21 protein-coding genes and 1 pseudogene are annotated in these 24,806 nt (G+C 67.5%); 9 read left to right on the top strand and 13 right to left on the bottom strand.

Translation table 11 applies throughout. The features are described 5' to 3' along the window. Window positions 1-46: 46 nt before the first annotated feature. Window positions 47-1,300, bottom strand: a complete 1,254-nt coding sequence (locus A5892_RS04995; protein ID WP_064121869.1) for a M20 family metallo-hydrolase — start codon at window positions 1,298-1,300, stop codon at window positions 47-49. A gap of 104 nt (window positions 1,301-1,404) precedes the next feature. After that, on the bottom strand, window positions 1,405-1,692 hold the full coding sequence (locus A5892_RS04990) for a hypothetical protein (RefSeq protein WP_064121868.1): 288 nt from the start codon (window positions 1,690-1,692) through the stop codon (window positions 1,405-1,407). Window positions 1,693-1,790: 98 nt separating this feature from the next. Between A5892_RS04990 and A5892_RS04985 the strand changes: the two genes are divergently transcribed. Next, complete coding sequence (locus A5892_RS04985; protein ID WP_064121867.1) at window positions 1,791-2,135, top strand: hypothetical protein; 345 nt, start codon at window positions 1,791-1,793, stop codon at window positions 2,133-2,135. Window positions 2,136-2,178: 43 nt separating this feature from the next. On the opposite strand, the gene A5892_RS04980 is transcribed toward A5892_RS04985, so the two are convergent. Both A5892_RS04980 and A5892_RS04975 read right to left on the bottom strand, forming a co-directional pair. Then, entirely contained in the window at window positions 2,179-2,466 is a 288-nt protein-coding gene (locus A5892_RS04980; protein WP_064121866.1) for a hypothetical protein, read from the bottom strand. A gap of 30 nt (window positions 2,467-2,496) precedes the next feature. Further along, the gene (locus A5892_RS04975; RefSeq protein ID WP_064121865.1) at window positions 2,497-3,288 is read right to left on the bottom strand and encodes an FCD domain-containing protein; all 792 of its coding nucleotides are present in this window, start codon (window positions 3,286-3,288) and stop codon (window positions 2,497-2,499) included. Between the two features lie 241 nt (window positions 3,289-3,529). On the opposite strand from A5892_RS04975, the pseudogene glcD reads away from it, so the two are divergent. From glcD to A5892_RS04950, 5 genes and pseudogenes are all read left to right on the top strand, one after another. Continuing rightward, a pseudogene (gene glcD / locus A5892_RS04970) lies at window positions 3,530-5,022 on the top strand (glycolate oxidase subunit GlcD). Between the two features lie 2 nt (window positions 5,023-5,024). Beyond that, on the top strand, window positions 5,025-6,086 hold the full coding sequence (gene glcE, locus A5892_RS04965; RefSeq protein ID WP_064121864.1) for a glycolate oxidase subunit GlcE: 1,062 nt from the start codon (window positions 5,025-5,027) through the stop codon (window positions 6,084-6,086). A 3-nt stretch (window positions 6,087-6,089) separates the two neighbouring features. Further along, window positions 6,090-7,373, top strand: coding sequence for a glycolate oxidase subunit GlcF (glcF, locus tag A5892_RS04960; protein WP_064121863.1), 1,284 nt, complete (start codon window positions 6,090-6,092; stop codon window positions 7,371-7,373). After that, window positions 7,363-7,770 carry a heme-binding protein gene (locus A5892_RS04955; protein ID WP_064121862.1) on the top strand — a complete coding sequence of 136 codons (408 nt, stop codon included), beginning with the start codon at window positions 7,363-7,365 and terminating at the stop codon, window positions 7,768-7,770. Before glcF ends, A5892_RS04955 begins: the two co-directional genes overlap by 11 nt. Before the next feature lie 31 nt (window positions 7,771-7,801). After that, window positions 7,802-9,964, top strand: coding sequence for a malate synthase G (locus A5892_RS04950; protein WP_064121861.1), 2,163 nt, complete (start codon window positions 7,802-7,804; stop codon window positions 9,962-9,964). A 14-nt stretch (window positions 9,965-9,978) separates the two neighbouring features. Here the strand turns inward: A5892_RS04950 and A5892_RS04945 are convergent, their stop codons facing one another. The 8 genes from A5892_RS04945 to A5892_RS04910 form a co-directional block, all read right to left on the bottom strand. Next, window positions 9,979-10,782, bottom strand: coding sequence for an SDR family NAD(P)-dependent oxidoreductase (locus A5892_RS04945; protein WP_064121860.1), 804 nt, complete (start codon window positions 10,780-10,782; stop codon window positions 9,979-9,981). 54 nt (window positions 10,783-10,836) lie between these two features. Next, window positions 10,837-11,733 carry a DMT family transporter gene (locus A5892_RS04940; protein WP_064121859.1) on the bottom strand — a complete coding sequence of 299 codons (897 nt, stop codon included), beginning with the start codon at window positions 11,731-11,733 and terminating at the stop codon, window positions 10,837-10,839. A 149-nt stretch (window positions 11,734-11,882) separates the two neighbouring features. Next, window positions 11,883-14,072 carry a xanthine dehydrogenase family protein molybdopterin-binding subunit gene (locus A5892_RS04935; RefSeq protein ID WP_064121858.1) on the bottom strand — a complete coding sequence of 730 codons (2,190 nt, stop codon included), beginning with the start codon at window positions 14,070-14,072 and terminating at the stop codon, window positions 11,883-11,885. Next, the gene (locus A5892_RS04930; protein ID WP_064121857.1) at window positions 14,069-15,124 is read right to left on the bottom strand and encodes an FAD binding domain-containing protein; all 1,056 of its coding nucleotides are present in this window, start codon (window positions 15,122-15,124) and stop codon (window positions 14,069-14,071) included. The genes A5892_RS04935 and A5892_RS04930 overlap by 4 nt, the downstream gene beginning before the upstream one ends. Before the next feature lie 10 nt (window positions 15,125-15,134). Continuing rightward, window positions 15,135-15,740: a (2Fe-2S)-binding protein gene (locus tag A5892_RS04925; protein WP_223302793.1), complete on the bottom strand. Its 606-nt coding sequence runs from the start codon at window positions 15,738-15,740 to the stop codon at window positions 15,135-15,137. Window positions 15,741-16,030: 290 nt separating this feature from the next. Then, window positions 16,031-16,945: a class I fructose-bisphosphate aldolase gene (locus A5892_RS04920; protein WP_064121856.1), complete on the bottom strand. Its 915-nt coding sequence runs from the start codon at window positions 16,943-16,945 to the stop codon at window positions 16,031-16,033. Window positions 16,946-17,040: 95 nt separating this feature from the next. After that, window positions 17,041-18,582 (bottom strand): DHA2 family efflux MFS transporter permease subunit, encoded by a 1,542-nt coding sequence (locus tag A5892_RS04915; protein ID WP_064121855.1) that lies wholly within the window; start codon window positions 18,580-18,582, stop codon window positions 17,041-17,043. A 3-nt stretch (window positions 18,583-18,585) separates the two neighbouring features. Then, a complete protein-coding gene (locus tag A5892_RS04910) occupies window positions 18,586-19,734 on the bottom strand; it encodes an HlyD family secretion protein (protein ID WP_064121854.1) in 1,149 nt (382 codons plus the stop codon). 286 nt (window positions 19,735-20,020) lie between these two features. Here A5892_RS04910 and A5892_RS04900 point away from each other — a divergent pair, with 286 nt between their 5' ends. The 3 genes from A5892_RS04900 (at window position 20,021) to A5892_RS04890 (ending at window position 23,442) form a co-directional block, all read left to right on the top strand. Further along, window positions 20,021-21,439 (top strand): MFS transporter, encoded by a 1,419-nt coding sequence (locus tag A5892_RS04900; RefSeq protein ID WP_064121852.1) that lies wholly within the window; start codon window positions 20,021-20,023, stop codon window positions 21,437-21,439. A gap of 137 nt (window positions 21,440-21,576) precedes the next feature. Beyond that, the gene (locus tag A5892_RS04895; RefSeq protein WP_064121851.1) at window positions 21,577-22,608 is read left to right on the top strand and encodes an L-idonate 5-dehydrogenase; all 1,032 of its coding nucleotides are present in this window, start codon (window positions 21,577-21,579) and stop codon (window positions 22,606-22,608) included. 54 nt (window positions 22,609-22,662) lie between these two features. Next, window positions 22,663-23,442: an SDR family NAD(P)-dependent oxidoreductase gene (locus A5892_RS04890; protein WP_064121850.1), complete on the top strand. Its 780-nt coding sequence runs from the start codon at window positions 22,663-22,665 to the stop codon at window positions 23,440-23,442. A gap of 20 nt (window positions 23,443-23,462) precedes the next feature. Here the strand turns inward: A5892_RS04890 and A5892_RS04885 are convergent, their stop codons facing one another. Beyond that, entirely contained in the window at window positions 23,463-24,755 is a 1,293-nt protein-coding gene (locus A5892_RS04885; RefSeq protein WP_064121849.1) for an NAD(P)/FAD-dependent oxidoreductase, read from the bottom strand. Window positions 24,756-24,806 lie beyond the last annotated feature (51 nt).

Raw genomic sequence — 24,806 nt, 5'->3', positions numbered from 1 at the left:
CGACGGGGGCCGGGCTCCTATCCGCATCGGCTTTGGGCGGCGCTACTCAGCCGGCGGCCCGCACCACTGCGTCGCACAATACCTGGCAGCCGGCGGCGCACTGCTCGGGGCTCGAGTACTCGGCCTCGTTGTGGCTGATCCCGCCGAGGCAGGGGATGAAGATCATCGAGGTCGGCGCGACCCGGGCAACGTAGACCGAGTCATGGCCTGCCCCGCTCGGCATCCGCCGGAAGCTCAGCCCACGCTGGCGCGCGGAATCCTCGACCATCGCCACGCAGTCGGCATCGAAGCGAACCGCAGGCGAATGCCAGATTCGCTCGTAGGTGGCCTCGACCCCGGTGTGCTCGGTCGCGCGGGCGAGGTGATCGAGAAAACGCGCCTCCAGCGAGGCGAGACGCTGGTCGTCGAGGTGGCGCAGGTCGACGGTCAAGCGCACCTGCGCCGGCACTACGTTACGCGAAGGGCTTACGATATCGAGCTCGCCGAAGGTGATCTTCGCATCGGGGTCCTGCTCGAGCGCCTCGTCGAGCAGCCGATCGATCATCCGGCTGGCACCGCGCAGCGCGTCATGGCGCAGCCGCAGCGGCGTGGTCCCTGAATGGGCGGCCTGCCCGGAGAAGCACACGTCGTACCAACTGATCCCCTGCACGCCGTCGACCACACCGATCTCGAGCGCCTCATCTTCGAGCACCGGCCCCTGTTCGATGTGCAGCTCGAAGAAGCGGGCGAAGCGCGGCTCACCGATCGGCGCGCTGCCTTCGAAGCCGATCGCGCGCAGCGCCTCGCCCTGGGTGACGCCGTCACGGTCGGTGCGCGAGAGCATGTACTGCTTGTCGAACACCCCGGCGTAGACCCCGGAGGAAATCATCGCCGGGGAGAAGCGGCTGCCCTCCTCGTTGGTCCAGTCGACCAGCAGCAGAGGGCGCTCGGTGACGATACCCGCGGCGTCGAGCGTGCGCAGCACCTCGAGCCCAGCGAGCACGCCGAGCACGCCGTCGAAGCGCCCGCCCAGCGGCTGGGTGTCGAGATGGCTGCCGAACGCCACGGGGTCGAGCTCGGGGCGCTTGCCTTCACGACGGATGAACAGATTGCCGATCTCGTCGATGGTGACCGAGCAGCCGAGCGCCTCGGCCCACTCGATCAGCTGGCGCCGCCCGACACCGTCGCTCTCGCTCAGCGCCAGGCGACCGCTGCCCCCTCCCGGGGTCTTGCCGATTTCGGCCATCTCCATCAGCGAAGACCAAAGGCGTTGGGAGTCGATGCTCGGGGCGACGACGGGGGATTGGGGTACAGCGGTCATGAACGGGGCTCCAGCAGGTGTTGTGATTGTAGGGCGCGAACGGCCCTTGAACCGTTTCGTCATTCATCTTTTATCACTCACCCGCGCCGCTGCCCAGGATGTCGTCAATCGCCAGAGGTACTCAAGCGCGGCCCTTGCGCGGCACGCTCGTCCTCGGCGCAGCTCTGCCGGGCGGTATCGATACGCACGCCGCCGTCGGCCTGGCGACACTCCGTAGTGCGGGGCACTGCACGATATTGCCGCGCCGGCTGGGGAGCGAGCAGGGCCGGCGGTAGCGGCACCACCACTTCCACCGCTGCCCTCGCCGGCGCATGCGCGGACGAAGGCGGTGAAGCCTGTACTCCCAAGGGCATACCCAGCAACAGCAGGGCGGCAAGAATCGCTGCTTTCATCGGCCTACTCCAAAGTCGGGCGACGCATGGCACGCAAAGCACGTAAACTGGCACGTATCGAAGATATCCCCAGGGCCATCGACAAACCAGGAGTCGCCATGCCCATCGCTTACTGCTTCGCCAATGGCGACATCCATGTCGACGACGCGCTGCCGCCGGGCGCTCTGCCGATCGCGCGAGCCGCGAGCGAACGGACGCTGTGGGAAGCGATCGCCTGCGTCGCGCGTGAAGGGCGGGAGTATCGAGGTTGGTACGTGCCCGGGGTGGCCGAGGCGAGCACCCCGGCCCAGGCATTGGCAACGCTGCTTCGCTTCATCGACTGGCTCGCCGAGCAGTATCTCGGCATCGAGACCGAATCCGTGGAGCACGTACGCGCCCAGGCGCTGCAGCAGGGGGTGGATACGTTCATACCGCCCGCCACACGCCAGCTGCTCGAGGCCTAGCGCATGCCGGAATGGTGCGAAGATCGCACCGCCCGCTACTAGACTAGCGCTTGGGCTCGAACGCCCGATAGCCGTCGGGCAGACTGACCGTATCCCCCACCGCGAGCCCGCCGCTGCGCTGATGGCGTTTTTCCTTGGCATCCAGAATCGCCACCACCCGACCGTGGCTCACGCCGTCGGCGTGACGCTCGACCTCCACGCGTACCGCCATGCCCCGATAGCGCGCCGAAACGACATCACCCGCTTTCGGCGTGGGATGGGCCACCTGGGTACCGGCGTAGAAATCATCCACGCCCTGCTTGCCGGGTTCTTCCCAGTCGATCGCACTCATCGCTCCCTCCTTGGTTTGCTGCCGGGCCACTCATTGTAGCGCCGCTGGCCGTTCGGTGATCCCGACATCGACGCTCGGACGCTCGCGAATCAGCGCACCTCCACTTTCGATCTCGCTGCACTGGGCATGGATGGTGCGAATGTGCTCGCGGGCGATGCGCTCCGCGCGGTCGGGCGCGCGCTCGGCCACCGCGCGATGGAGCCGCGCGTGCTGGCGATCGAGCACCTGCTTGCATTCGGGACGCGAGAACAGGTTGTAGACGCAGGCACGAACGCTGCCGAGCACCAGCACGTCGAGCGCGTCCAGTACGCTGAGCAGCACCGGATTGTGCGAGGCCTCGCAGATCGCGCGGTGGAAGGCATGATCGAGGGCGGCGATCGCCGCGGGATCCTGCGGCGGCTGAGCGCTGCTCGCCGCGCTCAGCGCCGCATGGCAGCGCTTCAAGCGCAGCAGGTCGAGCGGCGTGGCGCGGCTGGCGGCGAGCCGTGCGGCCTCGCCCTCGAGCAGCAAGCGCACTTCGAGCAGGTCGAACAGCGTACGGTTCTGTCGGCTGAAGAGCTGCTCCAGCGCACGCCGCTCCACCGGCGCCTCGAGCTCGGAGACGAACGAGCCGCGGCCGTGCTCCGTGCGGATCACCCCTCTTTCGCGCAGCAGTTTCAATCCTTCGCGCAGGGCCGAACGCGAGACGCCGAGGCTGGCGCAGAGCCGTCGCTCCGAGGGCAGCGGCTGGTCGCGACGCACGGTGCCTTCGCCGATCATCCGTTCGATCCGTTCGGCGACCCGATCGGCCACCTGATGAGGCGCAATCTTCTCCCTTTTCACCTGCCACTCCCCCTTTGGCGATCTCGCTTCATTCTCGGCGTCCACAGCGCCCGCGCGCCATTCGACCAAGCGCGAGCCGATGGCCTGCGCAATAACTGGTCGGACCAGCGGATGGTCGTCTGGTCAGCGAGCCTCGATGCGTACCAACATCCAGTTCATGGGCAAGCCATGGCGGGTTGGCATGCCCTGAAGCCGCCCCTCGCGCAACGTGGCCGCTGGATCGTGGCCAAGGAAGGTATGGATGCTCTACGACGAACACCTCGATGGCGCCCTGCCGCGCACCGATCTCGCCGAACTGATCGATGCATTGTCCGCCATTCGTCCTCGGCTCGAGCTGCTCTCGAGCCGTGAGGAGCTGACCCCTTACGAATGCGACGGGCTCTCCGCCTACCGCAGCCCGCCACTGCTGGTCGCGCTTCCCGATGACCTCGAACAGATCGGGGAGATCCTCAATATCTGCCGCCGGCTCGGGGTACCCGTGGTCACCCGCGGCGCCGGCACCGGCCTCTCGGGCGGCGCGATGCCGCTGCCCCAGGGCCTGCTGCTGGTGCTCAGCCGGTTCAAGGGGATCCTCGAGCTCGACGCCGAGCGCTGCCTGGCTCGGGTCGAGCCCGGGGTGCGCAATCTGGCGATCTCGCAAGCCGCCGCACCGTATGGACTCTACTACGCTCCCGACCCCTCGTCGCAGATCGCCTGCTCGATCGGTGGCAACATGGCCGAGAACGCCGGCGGCGTGCACTGCCTGAAGTACGGCCTGACCGTGCACAACCTGCTCGCAGCCCAGGTGCTGACCATCGAAGGCGAGCGACTGAGCCTCGGCGGCGAGGCGCTCGATGCGCCGGGCTTCGACCTGCTGGCGCTGTTCACCGGCTCCGAAGGGATGCTCGGGGTCATCACCGAGATCACGGTCAAGCTGCTGCCCAAGCCCCCAGCGCCAAGGTGCTGCTGGCAAGCTTCGATGAACTCGAGGACGCCGGCCGCGCGGTCGCCGAGATCATCAGCGCGGGAGTGATTCCGGCCGGGCTCGAAATGATGGACCGGCTCGCGATCGAGGCCGCAGAGGCATTCGTCCATGCCGGCTACCCGCTCGACGTCAGCGCTATCCTGATCTGCGAGCTCGATGGCGTGGAGGCCGATGTCGCCGAGCAGTGCGCGCGGGTCCGCGCGGTGCTCGAACGTGCCGGCAGCCGCGAGATTCGCCTTGCCCGCGACGAAGCCGAGCGCCAGCGCTTCTGGGCCGGACGCAAGAACGCCTTTCCCGCGGTCGGCAGGCTGGCGCCGGACTACTACTGCATGGACGGTACGATTCCACGCCGCCGGCTGGCCGAAGTGCTCGAGCGCATCGCCTCGCTCGCCGAACAGCACCAGCTGCGCGTCGCCAACGTATTCCACGCCGGTGACGGCAACCTCCATCCGCTGATCCTGTTCGATGCCAACCAGGCCGAGCAGCTGGAGCGCGCCGAGCGGCTCGGCGCGAGGATCCTCGAGCTCTGCGTCGAGGTCGGCGGCAGCATCACCGGCGAGCACGGCGTCGGCCGGGAGAAGATCAACCAGATGTGCGTGCAGTTTCGCCCCCCCGAGCTCGAGCACTTTCGCGCGGTGAAAGCCGCCTTCGACCCCGAGGGGCTGCTCAATCCCGGCAAGCAGGTGCCGACGCTTGCGCGCTGCGCAGAATATGGCGCGATGCACGTCCATGCGTCGAACCCCGCGTTCGCCGAGTTGGAGCGATTCTGATCATGGATACCGAGCATCCCGATCTGACCGAATCGCTCTGCGCCCAGGTGCGTGAAGCCGCCGCCGGGCGATACGCGCTGCGCATCATCGGCGGCGACACCAAGCGCGGGCTCGGTCGCACGGTGGCCGGCGCGCCGCTGAGCCTCGCTGGACACCGCGGGGTGGTGAGCTTCGAACCGAGCGAACTGGTGGTCACCGCCCGCGCCGGCACCCCGCTCGCCGAGCTCGAAGCACGGCTCGACCAGGCGGGCCAGATGCTGCCCTATGAACCTCTGCTCACCGGCCCCGCCTGCACCCTCGGCGGTGCGGTGGCGACCGGGCTGTCCGGTCCGCGCCGCCCCTGGGCCGGGGCGCTGCGCGACTTCGTCCTCGGTGTGAGGATGATCGATGCCAAGGGCCAAGCGCTGCGCTTCGGCGGCGAAGTGATGAAGAACGTCGCCGGCTACGACCTCTCCCGGCTGATGACCGGCAGCCACGGCTGCCTCGGCGTGATCACCGAGGTATCGCTCAAGGTGCTGCCGAAACCGCGAGCCCGGCTCAGTCTGCGTTTCGAACTCGGCTGGGAGGAGGCCGCCCGGCGGCTGGCCAAGTGGCGAGCCCAGCCGCTGCCGCTCGCCGGTGCCTGCCACGACGGCAAGGCACTGCGGCTGCGGCTCGAGGGAGGCGAGGCGGCGGTTGCCGCGACCCACGCCCGGCTCGGCGGCGAGCGGTTCGATGACCAATGGTGGCAGCGGCTTCGCCGCTTCGAGCTCGAGCTGTTCGACGATCCGCGTCCGCTGTGGCGCCTGTCGCTGCCGCCCGGCACTGCGCGGCTGCCGATCGAAGGCGAAGCGCTGCTCGACTGGGGCGGCGCCCAGCACTGGCTGAAGAGCGACGCGCCGGCGACGAGGATCCACGCCGAGGCCCGGCGCTGCGGTGGCCACGCCTGCTGTTTCGACGGTGCCCAGGTGGAGCTGCCGTTCACACCGCTCGACGCGGTCATGCTGCGCTACCACCAGCGGCTCAAGGCCCAGCTCGACCCGTTGGGGATCTTCAACCCTGGCCGCCTCTACCCGGAGCTCTGAGCGATGCGAACCCATCTGAGTCCCAGCGCCCTGCGCCTGCCCGATGCCGCCGAAGCCGAGCGCATCCTGCGCAGCTGCGTGCACTGCGGCTTCTGCAACGCCACCTGCCCGACCTACCAGCAGTTGGGTAACGAGCTCGATGGCCCTCGCGGGCGAATCTACCTGATCAAGACCTTCCTCGAGGAAGACAAGGCAGGTCCCGCCACCCGCGCGCACCTCGACCGCTGCCTGAGCTGTCGCAACTGCGAAACCACCTGCCCCTCGGGGGTCGACTACCACCGCCTGCTCGATATCGGGCGCGAAGCCCTCGACCAACAGCAGTCGCGCCCGATCAAACAGCGCGCGCTACGCCTGGGGCTGCGCACCCTGGTACCGCGCGCTTGGCTGTTCACTCCACTGGCGACCGGCGCCACCCGGATGCGCCGCTGGCTGCCAGCCGCGCTCGCCGACCACCTGCCAAGGCGGATAGCCGCATCCGGACACTGGCCGGCGCCGCGCCATCCGCGGCGGATGCTGGCGCTCTCGGGCTGCGTGCAGCCGGGACTCTCGCCCAACACCAACGCCGCCGCCGCGCGCCTGCTCGACCGCCTCGACATCAGCCTCGAGCCCGCCGCCGGCTGCTGCGGTGCGATCGACTTCCATCTCGATGCCCAGCGCCAAGGGCTCGACCGGGCGCGACGCAACATCGATGCCTGGTGGCCCGCGATCGAGCGCGGGGTCGAAGCGATCCTGGTCAGCGCCAGCGGCTGCGGCGCCTTCGTCAAGGAGTACGGCAAGCTGCTCGCCCGCGATCCCGACTATGCCGACAAGGCACTGCGGGTCAGCCAGCTTGCCCGCGACCCGGTCGAGGTCTTCGGCGATGCGCCGCTCGAGCGCCTCGGCCAGCCACATTCGCCGCCGCGGCTGGCGGTTCATTCACCCTGCACGCTGACCCATGCCCAACGTCTTGGCGGTGCGCTCGACGCGCTGCTCAAGCGGCTCGGCTTCGAGCTTTCCCCGGTCGCCGATGGGCACCTCTGCTGCGGCTCGGCCGGCAGCTACTCGATCACCCAGCCCGCGCTCTCCAAGCGGCTGCGCGACGAGCGGATGCGAGCGCTGGAGCAGGGCGCGCCGGCGCTGATCGTCACTGCCAACATCGGCTGCCAGACCCACCTGGACAGCGCCGGGCGAACGCCGGTGCGCCACTGGCTGGAAGTGGTCGACGAGGCCTTTGCCATCCCCGCGCCACCGCAAACACCTTCACCTCATTCCCTATCCCCTACCCAAGGAGAAACCCATGCGCACTAGGCCGATGCTCGACTACGCCGATGTGGAACGACTCGTCGCGGCGGCCCGCCAGGAGGCCGAAGCCCAAGGCTGGGCGGTGGCCATCGCGGTGGTCGACGAAGGCGGCCATCCACTGGCGCTGGCCCGCCTCGACGGCAGCGCGCCGATCGGCGCCTACATCGCCGAGGAAAAGGCCCGCACCGCGGCGCTGGGCCGGCGCGCCTCACGCCAGTACGAGGAGATGATCAACTCCGGCCGCAGCGCCTTCCTCTCCGCGCCGGTGCTCAAGGCCACGCTTACCGGCGGGGTACCGATCAAGATCGACGACTGGGTGATCGGCGCAGTCGGGGTCTCCGGGGTACTGCCCGACCAGGACGAGCGTGTCGCCCTCGCCGCGATCGCCGCCCTCGAGGCTTGAATTCCACCACCTTTCGACCTGGAGCCCACACATGAGTACATCCCTGCAATTGCGAATCGACCCGCTCTACCAGCGCTTCATCGAGGAAGAAGTCTTGCCCGGGCTCGAACTCGAAGCCGAACCGTTCTGGCGCGGGCTGGACGAACTCGTCCACCAGCTGACGCCGATCAATCGCGCACTGCTCGAACGCCGCGACGAGCTCGCCCGTACCATCGATGACTGGCACCGCTCACATCCCGGACGGATCGCGGACCCACAGGGCTACCGTCGGTTTCTCAGCGAGATCGGCTACCTGGTCGAGGCGCCCCGCGAGGTCACGGTGAGCACCACCAACGTCGACCGCGAACTCGCCGAGCTCGCAGGGCCGCAGCTGGTCGTGCCGCTGAGCAACGCCCGCTACACGCTGAACGCCGCCAATGCCCGCTGGGGTTCGCTGTTCGATGCGCTCTACGGTACCGATGCGATTCCCCTCGACGGCGGGCTCGCGCCGGGCAATGAGTACAATCCCCAGCGCGGCGCCAAGGTGGTGGCCTACGCCAAGGCCCTGCTCGATACCATCGCCCCGCTCGACCGAGGCAGCCATGCGCAGGTCCTGGGCTATGCGATCGACAACGGCCGGCTGCGTGGTGAACTCGAGGGCGGAGCCGTCGCCACCCTCACCGACGCCAAGGCGCTGGCCGGCTTTCGCGGCGAGCCGCAGGCGCCCTCTGCGCTGCTGTTCACCCATCACGGCCTGCACGCCGAGCTGCAGATCGAGCGCGACCATCCGATCGGCGCGCACGACCCGGCCGGGGTCAAGGACTTGCTGCTCGAGGCCGCGCTGTCGACGATCGTGGACTGCGAGGATTCGGTCGCCGCGGTCGACGCCGAGGACAAGGTCGGGATCTATCGCAACTGGCTGGGGCTGATGAAGGGCGATCTCAGCGAGCGGATCGACAAAGGGGGACGCAGTTTCACCCGCCGGCTGGCCGAGGATCGCGACTACCAGCGCCCCGAGAGCGGCAGCCTCACTCTGCCCGGGCGCTCGCTGCTGCTGGTGCGCAACGTGGGCCACCTGATGACCAACCCGACGCTGCTCGACGCCGATGGCGAGGAGGTGTTCGAAGGCATCCTCGACGCCGTGACCACCGCTCTGATCGCCAAGTACGATCTCGCCCGGCGTGGCAATTCGCGCAGCGGCAGCGTCTACATCGTCAAGCCGAAGATGCACGGCCCCGACGAGGTAGCCTTCGCCAATACCCTGTTCGAGCGCGTCGAGGCGCTGATCGAACTGCCACCCGAGACGCTCAAGATCGGGATCATGGACGAGGAGCGCCGTACCAGCGTCAACCTCAAGGCCTGCATCGCGGCGGCGAGCAGCCGGGTGGTGTTCATCAACACGGGCTTCCTCGATCGTACCGGCGACGAGATCCATACCTCGATCGAAGCAGGCCCGATGCTGCGCAAGGGCGAGATGAAGGGCACCGCCTGGATCGACGCCTATGAGCGCAACAACGTCGCGGTCGGTCTCGACTGCGGGCTGCGCGGGCGGGCGCAGATCGGCAAAGGGATGTGGGCGATGCCCGATTTGATGGCCGCGATGCTCGAGCAGAAGATCGGCCACCCGCGCGCGGGTGCCAATACCGCCTGGGTACCCTCGCCCACCGCCGCCACGCTGCATGCGCTGCACTATCACCAGGTCGAGGTGAAAGCCGTGCAGCGCGAGATCGAGGCGCGCGGCGCCGACGGCCAGGCGCTGCTCGAAGGCCTGCTCGAGGTGCCGGTCGACCCTCGCGGCGCCTGGGGCGAGGAGGAGATCCAGGAGGAGCTCGACAACAACTGCCAGAGCATCCTCGGCTATGTGGTGCGCTGGGTCGAACAAGGAATCGGCTGCTCCAAGGTGCCCGACATCCACGACGTGGCACTGATGGAGGACCGCGCGACGCTGCGCATCTCAAGCCAGCTGCTGGCCAACTGGCTACACCACGGAGTGATCGACGGCCCGCGGATACAGGCGTCGCTCGAGCGCATGGCGCGGGTGGTCGACGGCCAGAACGCCGCAGACCCCGCCTATCGGCCGATGGCGACGGACTTCGAGACCTCGCACGCGTTCCAAGCCGCCCGGGCGCTGATCCTCGAAGGCCGCGACCAGCCCAACGGCTACACCGAGCCGCTGCTCCACGCCTGGCGCCGTCGCTTCAAGGCCACGTTCTGAGTCCTCGCCATGGCTCAAAGCTGGCGGTAGCGCTTCGACTCCCGCGCCGCCAGCCATAGCGCCAGGCGCTCGGGGATCAGCCGGGCGAGCCGCTTGGTCAGGCGGTTGAAGCGCCCGGGAACGACGATGGTCCGATCATGCGCGAGCCCATCGAGCGCCGCCTCGACCACCTGATCGGCGCGCTGCCACATGAACCCGGGCAGCTTCGCCATCAGCTCCCGGGTGCCGGTGACATCGTGGAACTCGGACAGCGTTAGCCCCGGGCAGAGCGCGCAGACCCGCACGCCGGCGGCGCGGTTCTCCAGCGCCAGGGACTCGGAAAAGCGCAGCAGATAGGCCTTGATCCCGGCATAGAGGGTGTGGCCCTCGGTGCCGGGCAGGTAGGCGGCGAGCGAGGCGACGTTGATCACCGTGCCGCAGCCGCGGCGGCGCATCATCGGCAGCGCCCGGGCGACCAGCTCGGTCGGCGCCTCGACCATCAGCCGCAGGCAAGCGGCGTGCTCGCGCCAGTCGCTGTCGTGCAGGCGCCCCGGCATGCCGAGGCCCGCATTGTTGATCAGCCAGTCGATCGAGAACTCGCGCTCATCGCACCAAGCGATCAGCCGCTCGGCCGCGCCGGGTTCGGCAAGATCCAGCGCGACCCAGTCGACCCGCGCGCCATAGAGGCCGCGCAGGCGCTCGGCCAAGGCCTCGAGCCGCTCGCCACGGCGGGCGACCAGCACCAGGTGGTGGCCGCGCTCGGCCAGGGTGTCGGCGAAAGCGGCACCGATACCCGCTGAAGCACCGGTGATCAGCGTGACCAGGCGGACGGTGGACATGCGCTTACTCCAGGATCGGTGAGTGCTCAAGCATAGCGATCACCAAGGCGATCGTCAGGCCCGTTCTCGACCTGGAAGCGACGAACTTGGCCGTCGCTTCAGGCTGGTGCGGCGATCGTGATAGGCGACCAAGAGGCCAGAGCCAATGATCAGCACCGCGCCGCCGAGCGCGATCAGATCGGGCACTTCGTTCCAGAACAGCCAGCCGAACAGCACCGCCCAGATCAGCGCGGTGTAGTCGAACGGCGCCGCCAGCGCCGCCGGTGCCTGCCTGAATGCCAGCGTCAAAAGCAGCATCGCGCCGATGCCGAGCACCCCGCTGAGTGCGAAGCCGGGCAGCGCGTACAGGCTCGGCGTGGTCCAGAAGAACGGTAGCAGCACCAGGCTGACCAGGAACGGCATCAGCAGCGCGTAGAACACCATCGCCCACAGATACTCGCGCAACCCATAGCGGCGTGTGGTGATCATCGTCATCGCGTAGCAGGCCGCAGCGCACAGCACCACCAGCACCCCCGGCTCTAGCCCGCCGCTCGGCCGCGCCACCACCAGCACGCCGATGAAGCCGAGCAGTACCGCGACCAGCGGTATGGTGGCGACCCGCTCGCCGAGCAGCGGCCAGGAGAGCAGCGTCACCAGCAGCGGCGCGACGAAGCCGATCGCGGTCAGATCGGCAAGCGGCAGCATGCCGAGTCCGATGACGAAGCAGTAGACGCTGCCGGTAGCGAACAGCCCGCGCAGCAGATGGACACCCGGGCGCCGGGTCGAGAGCTTGTGGATGCCGCCGAAGCGATGGGCGATCAGTACCACCAGCGGCAGCGAGACCAGGCTGCGAAAGAAGACGATCTGCACCGCCGAATGGTCGGCGCCGAGCCCCTTGGTCACCGCATCCCCCGCCGCCATGCAGAACACGCCGCCGCACATCGCAAGGATCCCTTTGCCGGTACTGCTCATCGTCGCTCCCCAACCGGTCCGCACGCTCGAGCTGCCGCCGCGGGGTCGAATCGACCCGACGAGCAGCGATCAGGCAGTGTAACCGAAGACGGCGAAGCCGCATCGCTGCGGCTTCGCCGGGGGGCATCGAATATGGAGCCTCTACTGTCTCACTGTTCCAGCAGCGCCTCGAGGCGAATCGGCAGTTCGCGGATCCGCTTGCCGGTGGCATGGAAGACCGCGTTCGATACCGCCGCGCCGACCCCGGTCAGGCCGATCTCACCGACTCCCCGAGCACCGAATTCGTTGAACGCCAGGTCCGGATAGTCGAGGGTCACCAGTTCGATCTCCGGCATGTCGGCATGCACCGGCACGATGTAGTCGGCGAAGTTATGGTTGTGCAGCCGGCCGTCGCGCTCGTACTCGAGCCGCTCGAACAGCGCCATGCCGAGCCCCATCACGATGCCGCCCTCGAGCTGGTTGTGCGCGGTGAGCGGATTGATCATCCGTCCACCGTCGATGGTCGAGACCACCCGCGCCACTCTGAGCCGCGAGATGCCCGGGTCCCAGCGCACCTCGACGAACACCGCGCCGAACGAGCGAAAGCTCGCGCGCTTTTGCTCGTCCCCCGGCGCGGTGCTCACCACCGCATCCACGCTGCCGCGCTCGAGCGTCTGGAGCAGCTCCGCCACGCTCGCCGATTCGGCGCCGTGCCACAGCCGCCCGTCGCGGAACTCGAGCGCCGACGACGCGGCGCCCTCGAAGCGTCCCCCCTCACCGATCGAGAGCCGTTCGAGCGTGGCGATCGCCTCGCGCACCGCACCCGCCACCGCCGGCAGGGTCGAAGCGGTGGCCATCGAACCGCCGGATAGCGGGCCGGTGGGCAACTGCGAGTCGCCCAGCTTGACCTCGACCCGATCGAGCGGCACGCCGCTGAGCTGGCTGGCGGTCTGGGCGACGATGGTATAGGTGCCGGTGCCGATGTCCTGGGTGCCGGTGGCGATCGAGAGTCGCCCATCGGCGAGAAACGAGGCCCGTGCGGTGCAGTGCTTGCGCATCGCGCTCCAGCTCTGGGTCGCCATCCCATAGCCGATCAGCTCATGGCCATCGCGCATCGAGCGCGGGACAGGGTCGCGTCGCTCCCAGCCGAAGCGCCGAGCCGCATCGTCGAAGCATTCGAGCAGGTGGTTGCTCGACCACGGCAGGCCGCTGGCCAGATCGCGCGCGGTGAAGTTGCGCCTGCGCAGTTCGACTGGGCAGACCCCGAGCTCGACGGCCAGCTCATCGAGCGCGGTCTCGAGGGCGAAATTGCCGCTCGCCTCCCCCGGCGCACGCATCGACGTCGGGGTGCCATGGTTGACCTCGGCGATGCGCTGGGTCACCGCGACATGGTCGCAGGCATACATGCTCGGGGTGGCCGAGGCGCAGGAGTCGCTGTAGGCCTCGACCGGGGAGGTCTCGTTGAGCGCGTCGTGGAGGATCGCCTGGAGCTTGCCGGCGCGGTCGGCACCGAGACGCAGCCGCTGCAGCGAGGCCGGCCGATGCCCAGTGTTGGCGAAGTTCCACTGCCGCGGCAGTACGGTCCTCACCGGGCGGCCGAGCCGGCGAGCGGCCACGCAGGTGATCACCGAGTGCGGCCACATGAAGAGCTTCGAACCGAAGCCGGAGCCGATGTAGTGGGCGATCACCTCGACCTGCTCGGGGGCCATGGCGAAGACCTGCGCCAGCGCGTTGCGATGGAACACCACGCCCTGGGTCGATTCGTACACCGTCAGCCGGTCGTCCTGCCAGCTCGCGAGCGTCGCGTGGGTCTCCATCACTGCGTGGGCCTCGGTGGCGATGCGGTACTCGGCGTCGATCCTCACCTCGGCGGCGACGAGCGCGCGCTCCGGCTCGCCGAGGGTCACCGCCTCGTCGTCCATCTCCCGTCCCTCTCCTGCGCTCGAGAGTCCAGCCACCGCCGGTGCGCAGCTGAATTCGATGCTGACCAGAAGCGCCGCGGCCCGGGCATGCTCGAAGCTATCGGCGACCACCAGGGCGAGATACTGGCCGTGGTAGTGAAGCTGGTCATCCTCGAACGGCAGACGGACCTCGCCGACCTTGTTCTCCTCGGCCATCGAATCCGGCGAACGGTTGAGGCGAGGGAAATTGCCGCCATGGATGATCTCGACCACTCCCGGCGCCCCCATCGCCGCATCGAAGTCGAGCCGCTCGAGCCGGCCGCTCGCGACCGGGCTGACCACCGGATAGCCGTGGAGCATGCCCGGCAGCTGGTGATCACCGGCATAGTCGGCGCCGCCGGAAACCTTGAGCTCGCCATCGATACGCGCGGTGCGCTGGTTCAGGACTTCGACGGTCATGGCGAGTCTCCTGCGGGTGAACCGGCGTCGGTATCGGACTGCGCCGGCGGGCTCATCCCGCCCCGGGCGTCGTCGAGCGCGGTTTCAAGCGCGCGGACGATCGCCTGGCGGGCGAGCGGCAGTTTGAACGCGTTGTGTTCGAGCGGCCTGGCGTGGGCAAGTGCGAGCCGGGCCGCCTGCTCGAAGCATTCGCGCCCGGGCGCCACGCCCACCAGCGAGGCTTCGGCCTCGAACGCCCGCCATGGCTTGGTCGCGACGCCGCCGAGGGCGATGCGCACCTGCCCGATCCGCTGCCCATCGAGCACCAGGACCACGCCACAGGAGGCCAGCGCGAACTCATAGGAGGCGCGATCGCGCAGCTTGAGGTAATGGGCGCCGGCGACGCCCAGCGGGGGGGCGAGCACCACAGAAGTGATCAATTCATCGGCCTCGAGCGCATGCTCGCGCTGCGGCGTGTCGCCAGGCAGAAGGTGGAAATCGAGCAGCGCGACCTCGCGCTTGCCGCCCGGCCCCTCGACCTCGACGGTGCCCTCGATCGCCGCCAGCGCCACGCACATGTCGGAGGGATGAGTGGCGACGCAGTGCTCGCTGGTGCCAAGCACCGCATGGAGCCGGTTGATCCCGGTAGCCGCGGCACAGCCGCTGCCCGGCTCGCGCTTGTTGCACTCGGACACGACCGGATCGCGAAAGTAGGCGCAGCGGGTGCGCTGCATCAGGTTGCCCGCGGTGGTCGCCATGTTGCGCAGCTGGGTCGAGGCGCCGGAGAGCAGCGCTGCAGACAGCAGCGGATGGCGGGCGCGTATCAGCGGGTGATGGGCGAGTTCGGTATTGCTGACCAGCGCGCCGATCCTGATCCGTCCATCGTCGAGCAGATCGATCCGCTTGAGCGGCAGACGGTTGACGTCGACCACCTGCTCGGGGCGCATCACGTCGAGCTTGATCAGGTCGATCAGCGTGGTTCCCCCGGCCAGGAAAGCGCTGGTGGAAAATTCGGTGTGGCGCGCCACCGCGCTGCCCACCTCTTCGACGGCCCGATAGGAAAAGTTTCGCATCATGGCCTCCTCAGGCGCGGCCCACGCCAAGCTCGGCGCGGGCCGTTTGGATCGCAAGGAGGATGTTCTTGTAAGCGCCGCAGCGGCAGATGTTGCCACTCATCGCTTCACGCACCGAGGCATCGTCGCTGGGCACTCGCTCATCGGCGATCAGCGCGGCGGCGCTCATAATCTGCCCGGAAGTGCAGTAACCGCACTGATAGGCGTCGCACTGATGGAAGGCGCGCTGCAGCGGATGCAGCCCTTCGCCCTGATGGCTGGCGGCAAGTCCCTCGATGGTGGTCACCCGGGCGCCATCGACGCTGGCGGCGAGGATCAGGCAAGCGTTCACCGCGCGACCGTCGAGGTGCACCGTGCAGGCGCCGCACTGGCCGTGGTCACAGCCCTTGTGCGTGCCGGTGAGTGAAAACCGATCGCGCAGCGCATCGAGCAGCACCACATTGGGCTCGACATCGATACTCGCCGGACGGCCGTTCAAAGTGAAGCCGACCCGCAGGGTACCGGGAGGAGAACGGTCGCCCTCGGACAGCATGTAGTCCGTACGACTCTCGAGATGGGGCGCCGACGACGGCGCCTCGCGCGGGTCGAACACCGCGCACTGGGAGGATTCTGCCATGGTCTTCCTCATCGCGTTCACCGCAGAGAACAGCGCAGGCACAGCGCTTCCATGCGGTTGCCTGGGGGGAGGCGCTCGACGGCTGCGCCCCGATGGATCGTCATCGGTCTCACGCGGATGGTTAGATGGATTCGGCTCTGCGGCCGCTTGCGCGTGAAGAGCGCGCGGTCATGGTCAGGAGGCGCGCTCTCTTTTCAGCGTAGACGAGATGTCGAAAAGGTGGGGAGAGGATGGCCAAGCGAGGATAGGGAAATGCGCGGGAGCCTCGCGGCCCCCGCTCGAAGCAGGGCTCAGCCCTTGAAGATGGTGATGATTTCGTCGAGCAGCGCCAGCGCTTCCTCGCGCGGGCGCTGGAAGGTGTTGCGTCCGATGATGCTGCCGAACGCGCCCCCTTCGGCGAGCCCGCGAATGGTGACCAGCAGGTTCTCCTTGGTGGTCGCCTCACCACCGGAGAAGATCACGATCCGCTTGCCATCGAACGACGACTGGACCACATGGCGGATCCGCGCCGGCAGGGTCGAGACATCGATCTTCTGCTCCTCGTAGACTTTCTTCGCCGCCGGCAGGCTCAAATGATCGGTGGGCGGCTTGACCTTGATGATGTGGGCACCGAGCAGCGCCGCGATGTGGGCAGCGTAGGCGCAGATATCGATCGCGGTTTCACCGGCCTTGTCGAGCTCGGGGCCGCGTGGATAGCTCCATACCACCACCGCCAGCCCCGCCGCTTTGGCCTCGCGGGTGAGCTCGCTGATCTCCTCGAACTGCTCGAAGGCGTAATCGGAGCTCGGGTAGATGGTGAAGCCGATCGCCGAACAGCCGAGCCGCAGCGCATCCTCGACGCTTGCGGTGATCGCCTGGTCCTTCTGCACCGCCAGGCTATTCGCACTGTTCATCTTGAGGATCAGCGGAATCTGCCCGGCGAAGGTGTCGGCGCCGGCCTCGATCATGCCGAGCGGTGCCGCATAGCCGGAAAGCCCGGCGTCTATCGCCAGCTGGAAATGGTAGTGGGGATCGTAAGCGGCGGGGTTGGCAGCGAAGGAGCGCGCGGGACCATGTTCGAAGCCCTGGTCGACCGGAAGGATCACCAGCTTGCCAGTGCCGGCGAGCTTGCCCTGGTTGAGGAAGCGCGCGAGATTGGCCTTGGTGCCTGGATTATCGCTTTCGTACCAGCCGAGGATCTCTTTGACCCGTGATGTGGTTGCCATGTGGTTCTCTCTCGGAATATTTATTTCACTACTGATCGAAAATGGAACTCGACCGACGTTCCGAGGTTAGAACACTTGGCACTCGCCTGTCATGTTCACCCCCGCGAGCGGCGCACCAGCAGCGCCAGCGGCAATATCAGCAGGTAGATCATCCCGAGCCAGAGGAACAGATCATTGAAGGCGAGCACGTTGGCCTGCTGGATCACCCGATCGGCGATCATCTGGATCGCCGCCGCCTGGGGATCGGCGACCATCCCTTCGAACTGCTGCTGGTACTGGGCAAGGGCTTCGACCACCGCATCGCGCCCCTCGTTGATCGCCGGGATCAGCTGCTGCCAGTGGTACTGCTCGCGATAGCTCAGCGTGGTGTCGATCAACGCAAGGCCCATCGCCCCACCGAGGTTGCGCATCACGCTGAACATGCCCGCCCCCTGGCCCACCTGCTCGGGGGTCAGGTGGCCGAGTGTGATCCGCGAGGCGGGAATCATGCAGGTGATGAAGCCGATGCCACGGATCACCTGGGGCCAGAAGAACTCGTGGAAGCCCGACTGATCGGTGAGGTTGACGTTGAGCAGGGTACCGATCGCCACCATCGCAAGCCCGAACAGGATCAGCGTACGGTGGGAGAACATATCGCCGAACCAGCCGATCAAGGGAGCGGCGACGAACATCGTCGCCCCGGTGACGAACATCACTTCGCCGATCTGCAGGCTCGAATAGCCGCGCACGCCGCCGAAGAACAGCGGCATCAGGTAGACCAGCCCGTAGAGCGCGATGCCGAGCACGAAGATCACCACGATGCCGATGGCGAAGTCGCGGTCGCGGAAGAGCCTCAGATCGATGATAGGGTAGTCGGTACTGAACACCCGCCAGACGAACAAGACCCCTGAAATGCCGCAGACGATCGCCATCGATGCGATCAAGCGGCTGGAGAACCAGTCGTCGTCATGGCCTTCCTCGAGCACGAACTCCAGCGTGCCGAGGAACACTGCCATCATGATCAGTCCGATCACGTCCAGCCGCACCAGCACCCGGCGGTCGCCGCGGTCGATGTCGAGCAGCGTCCATACCCCGATGCAGACCAGCACACCGGGGATCACGTTGATCAAGAACAGCCAGTGCCAGGAGAGGTGCTCGGTGATGTAGCCGCCGAGCGTCGGGCCGATCGACGGCGCCAGCGTCGCCACCAGGCCGATCACCGCCTGCACCGAGCCCATCCTGGCCCGCGGGAAGATGGTGAAGCTGACTGCCTGGGTCAGCGGGATCATCGCCCCGCCCATGAAGCCCTGGATGGCCCGCAGCACCACCAGTTCGCCGATGCTCGACGCCATCGCGCAGCCGATGCTGGCGAGGGTGAAGCCTGCGCAGGAGAAGACGAACACCGCCCGGGTCGAGAATATCCGCGCCAGCGTACCGGCCAGCGGGATCATCACGATCTCGGCGATCAGGTAGGAGGTCTGGACCCAGGAAATCTCATCGCGGCTGGCGGAAACCCCGGCCTGGATCTCGTTGAGCGAACTGGCGACGATCTGGATGTCGAGGATCGCCATGAACATCCCCACCACCGCCGCCAGGAAGCCAAGCTGCTGGCGGCGCGATGGCATCCGCTGCGGGCCCTGGTAGCCGCGGTCACTCATCGATCAGCGCTCGCCGACCGGCTCGGGCACGTGGACCGGAATCACTGGGCGCTCGTCGTCGAGCATCAGGTTGGGGGCCGGCACCACGTAGAGCGAGTTGCCCTCGAGCCGGCGGGTATCGACGGTCGGCTCCACCGAGAGACCGGCCTGGAGCCTGCCGAGCTGGTCCTGGGGGCCGATCAGGCGAATCCGCACCGGCACCCGCTGGACGATCTTGTTGAAGTTGCCGGTGGCGTTGTCGACCGGCAGCAGGCTGAACTCGGCGCCGGTGGCCGGTGCGATGCTCTCGACCACCCCTTCGTAGCCGATCTCGGAATAGGCATCGACCTTGATCGATACCGGCTGGCCGATGCGCATCCGCCCGATCTGGGTTTCTTTGTAGTTGGCGATCACGTAGAGCGCATCGACCGGAACCAGCTGCATCAAGGTCAGCTGCGGCTGCGCGTAGCTGCCGACCTCGACCGCGACGTTGCCGACCACACCGTCGGCGGGTGCATAGATATGGGTACGACCGAGCTGGGTGAGCGCCGACTCGACGTCGGCCTCGGCCGACTGCACGCTGGCCCTAGCGGCTTCGAGCGCGGCCTGCTGCACCGCCAGCTGGCGGCGAGCGGAGGTCAACTGCGCCCGGCTGGCGGCGAGATCGGCACGGGTCACCGCGCGCTCGGAGTGGCGGTCATCGAGCTGCTGGCGCGGCACCACGCCACGGTCGCTGAGCATCAGGGTACGGTTGAGGGTGGTCAGCGCCTGGTCGTCACGCGCCTCGGCGGCGGTCACCTGGGCCTGATACTGCTCGATCTGGGCGCGGCTCGCATCGACGTTGCGCTCCGCCTGGACCACCTGGGCATTGGCCTCGACCAGCTTCGCCTCGGCCTGGCGGAGCTGGTCGCGATAGTCGCGGTCATCGAGGGTCACCAACAGCTGGCCTTTGCTCACCCGCTGGTTGTGGGCGACCCCGAGCGCCTCCACCTTGGCGCTGAGCTCGGAACGTATCGCCACACCGTCGCCGCGCAGATAGGCATTGTCGGTGGTCTGGAAGAAACGGCCCGTCTGTAACCAATAGAGGCCCCAGATGATCGCGGCGACCAGCAGAATCATCGACAGCAGGGCGAGAATCAGACGTTTGAGCCATTTCTTGGTTAGCGCGTGCATGCAAGGCCCCATGATGGAAATCGCGCGGCGATGGGAAAGAACCCCGCTCGCGTACAGACAAAAGAATCCCGGGGCCAAGCGCCCTGCGGTGAAGATCACCTTCCGCTCCGGCAGCCTTCCGATCGCCACCAGAGCGGGCAAGCAAGGAAGGGTACGCGAAGGCGACTTCAAGCTCAATTCAGACGCGTCGAACGTCCCAACGCACGACCTCCGAGAGGATAACCGCTTGAAGGTCCGGGGGTAAGTGGCGCAAGCTCAGGCGTGCGCTGCCAATCATGGAGTCGACATGCCTCCCTCGACCACTTCCGCGGTCGCTGATTCGCCCTCTCCCGCGCTTGCGCTGCTGGTCGCTGCGGCGTTCTTCATGGAGATGCTCGACGCCACCATCATCATCACCGCGATTCCCCACATCGCGGCGAGCTTCGACGTGCCTCCGGTCAGCCTGAGCATCGGCATCTCCGCCTACCTGGTCACCGTCGCGACATTCATCCCGCTGAGCGCCTGGGTAGCCGAGCGCTTCGGCGCTCGCCGAGTGTTCACCCTGGCACTCGCCCTGTTCGCGCTCGCCTCGCTGGCCTGTGCCCTGAGCCAGAATCTCGCTCAGTTCACCTTCGCCCGAATAGTGCAAGGCATCGGCGGCGCGCTGATGGTGCCCGTCGGGCGGCTCACCGTGCTGAGGCGCTACCCCAAACGCGAACTGATGAAGGCGATCGCGATCATCACCTGGCCCGGGCTCACCGCGCCGGTGCTGGGTCCGCCGCTCGGCGGGCTGATCACCCTGCACCTTTCCTGGCATTGGATCTTCCTGATCAACCTGCCGATCGCCGCGGTCGGTATCTGCCTCAGCCTGCGACTGATGCCAGCGCGCGCAAGCGCCGCCCGCGCAGCCCCGTTCGATCTGCGGGGATTCACCCTCTGCGCCTTCGCCTGCCTGCTGCTGATGAGCGCGGTGGAGGGGCTGGCCCATCTCGACGGTGGCCGTTTCGCGATGCTCGCGGTCGGCGCCGGCGGCATCGCGGCCGGTGTCTTCGCGGTGCGCCATCTCAAACACCATCCCCACCCGCTGGTCGCGCTGACTCCGCTCGAACACCCAAGCTTTCGTGTCGCGCTGCTCAGCGGCGGACTGTTTCGGCTCTCGATCAACACCATGCCGTTCCTACTGCCGCTGATGTTCCAGCTCAGCTTCGGGATGGACGCCTTCCAGGCCGGACTGATGCTGCTCGCGCTCTTCGCCGGCAACCTGTGCATGAAGCCGCTGACCTCGCGCGTGCTTTCGGCGATCGGCTTTCGCCGCGTGCTGATCATCAATGGCGTGATCCAGGCCGCCTCGATGGCCGCCTGCGCGCTGTTCACCCCCGAGGTACCACTGGCGCTGCTGATCGTGATCCTGTTCTTGAGCGGCATGAGCCGTTCGATGCAGTTCACCGCCTTCAATACGCTCGCCTTCAGCGAGATGCCGAGCACGAAAATGGGCTCCGCCAACACGCTGTTCAGCACCAGCGACCAGCTCTCCACCGGACTCGGGATCGCCACCGCCGCGCTGGCGCTGCAGCTGTTCCAGGCCCTGGCCGGGCACGACGGGCCGCTGATCGAGGATTTCCACTTCGCCCTGCTCGGCAGCGCGGCGATCGCGCTGGTGGCGACTTTCGGCCCTCTGCGCCTGGCCCCCGAGGCAGGAGCCGAGGTCGCACGCAGGGGGCGCTGAACGCACATGACGATGCCGGCTTATACCTTGGTCGCAAAAACGCCTCAAGCGCTTTGGGACCGGTTGCCGAGCCCGCACCATCGGCGTAGTTCTGTGCGAACTTCTGTGTGCAAACCTTTGCGACCTAGGAAACTCCCATGAAGGCGGTCACCATCCACGCCCCACGCGACCTTCGCATCGACGACATCGAAGCCGGCTCCCCCGGCCCCGGCCAGGTGGAAGTGCGCATCCGCAACGGCGGCATCTGCGGCTCGGATCTCCATTACTACCAGCATGGCGGCTTCGGCGCGGTGAGGATCAAGCAGCCGATGATCCTCGGCCACGAAATCGTCGGCGAAGTCCTTGCCTGCGGCGAGAACGTCGACGACCTCGCGCCGGGCACGCCGGTTGCGATCAACCCAGGCTTCGTGCCAGCGCCGTGCAAGTACAGCCGTGAAGGACTGATCAACCACGCGCTCGAGATGCGTTTCTACGGCAGCGCCATGCGCATGCCCCATGTGCACGGCGGCTTTCGCCAACGGCTGGTGTGCGAGCGGGCCCAGATCGTACCGCTGCCCGAAGGCCTGGGTTTCGAGAAGGCGGCATTCGCCGAGCCTCTGGCGGTGTGCCTGCACGCCGCGCGCCAGGCCGGCGACCTGCTCGGCAAGCGGGTGCTGGTCTCAGGTGCCGGGCCGATCGGTGCGCTGACCACCATGGTGGCAAAGCTCGCCGGCGCCCGCGAGCTGGTGGTCACCGACCTGCTCGATGCACCGCTCGCCACCGTCGCCGAGCTCGGCGCCACCCGCACGATCAACGTGATGGACGCGGCCGGTAAACTCGACGAGTACAAGCGCGACAAGGGCCATTTCGATGTGGTGTTCGAGTGCTCGGGATCCGCACCCGGGCTCGCTACCGCGCTCGAGGTCGCGCGGCCCCGCGCCACCATCGTCCAGGTCGGGATGGGCAATGACGTGCAGGTGCCGCTGTCGATACTGGTGGTCAAGGAGATTTCCCTGCGCGGCACCTTCCGCTTCATCGAGGAGTTCGAGGCAGCGGTAGCCACCCTCGGCCGCGATGATTTCGATGTCGCTCCACTGTTGACCCAGGTGCTGCCGGTCGAACGAGCGGTCGAAGCCTTCGAACTGGCCGGCGACAAACGCCGTTCGATGAAGGTCCAGCTGAGTTTTTGATCCCGGCCCGGGCGCCGCCTGGGCTTCGTTCAACGTTTTCGAGGAATCGATACCATGCGCGACGCGTTACCCTCATTGAAGCTATTCGATCTTACCGGCAAGCGCGCACTGATCACCGGTGCCAGCCAAGGCATCGGCTTCGCCCTCGCCGAGGGCCTCGGCGGCGCAGGCGCTACGGTGATCATCAATGGCCGCGACCCGCGCAGGCTGGAAGCAGCCGCCGACCGGCTCGCGGAGCTGGACATCAAGGTTGAGACCGCTGCGTTCGACGTCACTGACACCCATGCGGTCAACAGGGGGATCAGTGCATTGGAGGAAGAGGGTCCGATCGATATCCTGATCAACAACGCAGGCATCCAGCGCCGCGCACCGCTGCACGAGTTCACCGAGATCGCTTGGGACGAGCTGCTGCTCGCCAACCTCACCAGCGTGTTCTACGTCGCCAAGCGGGTGGTGCGGGGAATGATCGAGCGGCGCGCCGGCAAGATCATCAACATCTGCTCGGTGCAAAGCGAGCTCGGCCGCCAGACCATCGCGCCCTACACCGCCACCAAGGGCGCGGTGAAGATGCTGACCAAGGGCATGTGCGCCGACTGGGCGCGCTACGACATCCAGGTCAATGGCCTGGCACCGGGCTACTTCGAGACCGAATTGAACAAGGCGCTGGTCGAGAACGAGGAGTTCTCCGCCTGGCTGTGCAACCGCACCCCGACCGGCCGCTGGGGCAAGGTCGAGGAACTCCAGGGTGCAGCGATCTTCCTCGCCGGCCCAGCCTCCAGCTTCGTCAACGGCCAGATCGTCTATGTCGATGGAGGCCTGACCAGCACGGTCTGAACGCGTCGATGCGACCGACCCTAGCGGCCGAGCGCATCGAGCAGCTGCTGCCAACCGGCGGCCAGGCGCACGCCGGGCGCGCGCAGGGCATGCAGCGGGATCTCCTGCGCCGTCTGGCGTTCGAGCGGCCCCAGCCATACCGGCTCGCCTGCGCTGAGCGCGGCGAGCTGCTTGCCCATGTAGCCGCTCAGCGCCACGCCGGAGCCGTTGTAGCCGACCGAATAGAACACCCGATCGCCGATCCGGCCGACGTGGGGCAGGTAGTCCAGCGTCATCGCCACCAGACCGGACCAGCGATGCTCGACTGCGATACCCTCGAGCGCCGGGAACAGCGCGCGCAGGCTGCGCTCGAGCTCATCGAAGGCCTGCTTCGAATCATCACGACCGAAGGCGCCGCGGCCGCCGAAGATCAGCCGGTCGCCGACCAGCCGGAACCAACGCAGCATCCGCTTGGTATCGCCGCACAGCCGCCGACCGGGCATGATCCGCTCGATCAGTGCGGCAGGCAGCGGCGCGGTGCTGATGATCGCGCTGCGAAACGGAATCAGCTGCCGGTGCATCGCGCGGGTTGCCGGGGTCAGATCGGAGTAGCCGTTGGTGGCGATGATCAACTGCCCCGCCTCGACTCGCCCGTGTTCGGTTTCAACCACCACCCGGTCGCCAAGCTGCTCGATCCGCGTCACCGGCGAATCGCCATGCACGGCGACTCCCCTGTCCACCAGGCCGCGGGCGATGCCGCGCAGGTATTCGAGCGGATGGACGCCGCCCGCCTTGGGGCTCAAAAGCCCACCGTGGAAGCCCGTCACCGCGACTTCGCGCTCGATCTCTTCCTTCGACAGCAGCCGCGCGGCGCCCTTGCCGAACTCGCGTTCGATCCACGCCACTTCCGCACCGAGCCCCTGCAATGCCCGCGGCGTATGGGCGAGCGCCAGGTGGCCGCGGCGCTGGAAGTCCGCCGCGGTCAGCGAGAGCTGCTGGGTCATCGTTTCCAGGTGGTCGATCGCGGCATAGCCCATCTGGTACATCCGACGCGCGATCTCGAGCCCATGCCGGCGCTCCAGATCGCGAAACGAGACCCGGAACTTGGCGGTGACCACTCCACCATTGCGCCCACTGGCGCCGAAGCCCAGCTCCCGAGCCTCGAGCAGCAGCGGCGCACGGCCGCTGGCGGCGATATGGTGCGCAGCGCAAAGGCCAGTGAAACCGCCGCCAATGATCGCTACGTCGCACTGATGGGTGCCACGCAGCGCCGGGGTTTGCGGCGCGGCCGACGCGGTCGCCGCCCAGAGCGAATCGATGCGATTGGTAGACATTGCAGTGCCTTAGAACCAAGCGCCCGCGCAAGCGCGGGCGCGGAGGAGGAG

Source organism: Halotalea alkalilenta (assembly GCF_001648175.1).
Classification (GTDB): domain Bacteria; phylum Pseudomonadota; class Gammaproteobacteria; order Pseudomonadales; family Halomonadaceae; genus Halotalea; species Halotalea alkalilenta_A.
The sequence above is the reverse complement of the archived record's forward strand: the minus strand, read 5'-3'. Positions and strand labels throughout refer to the sequence as shown.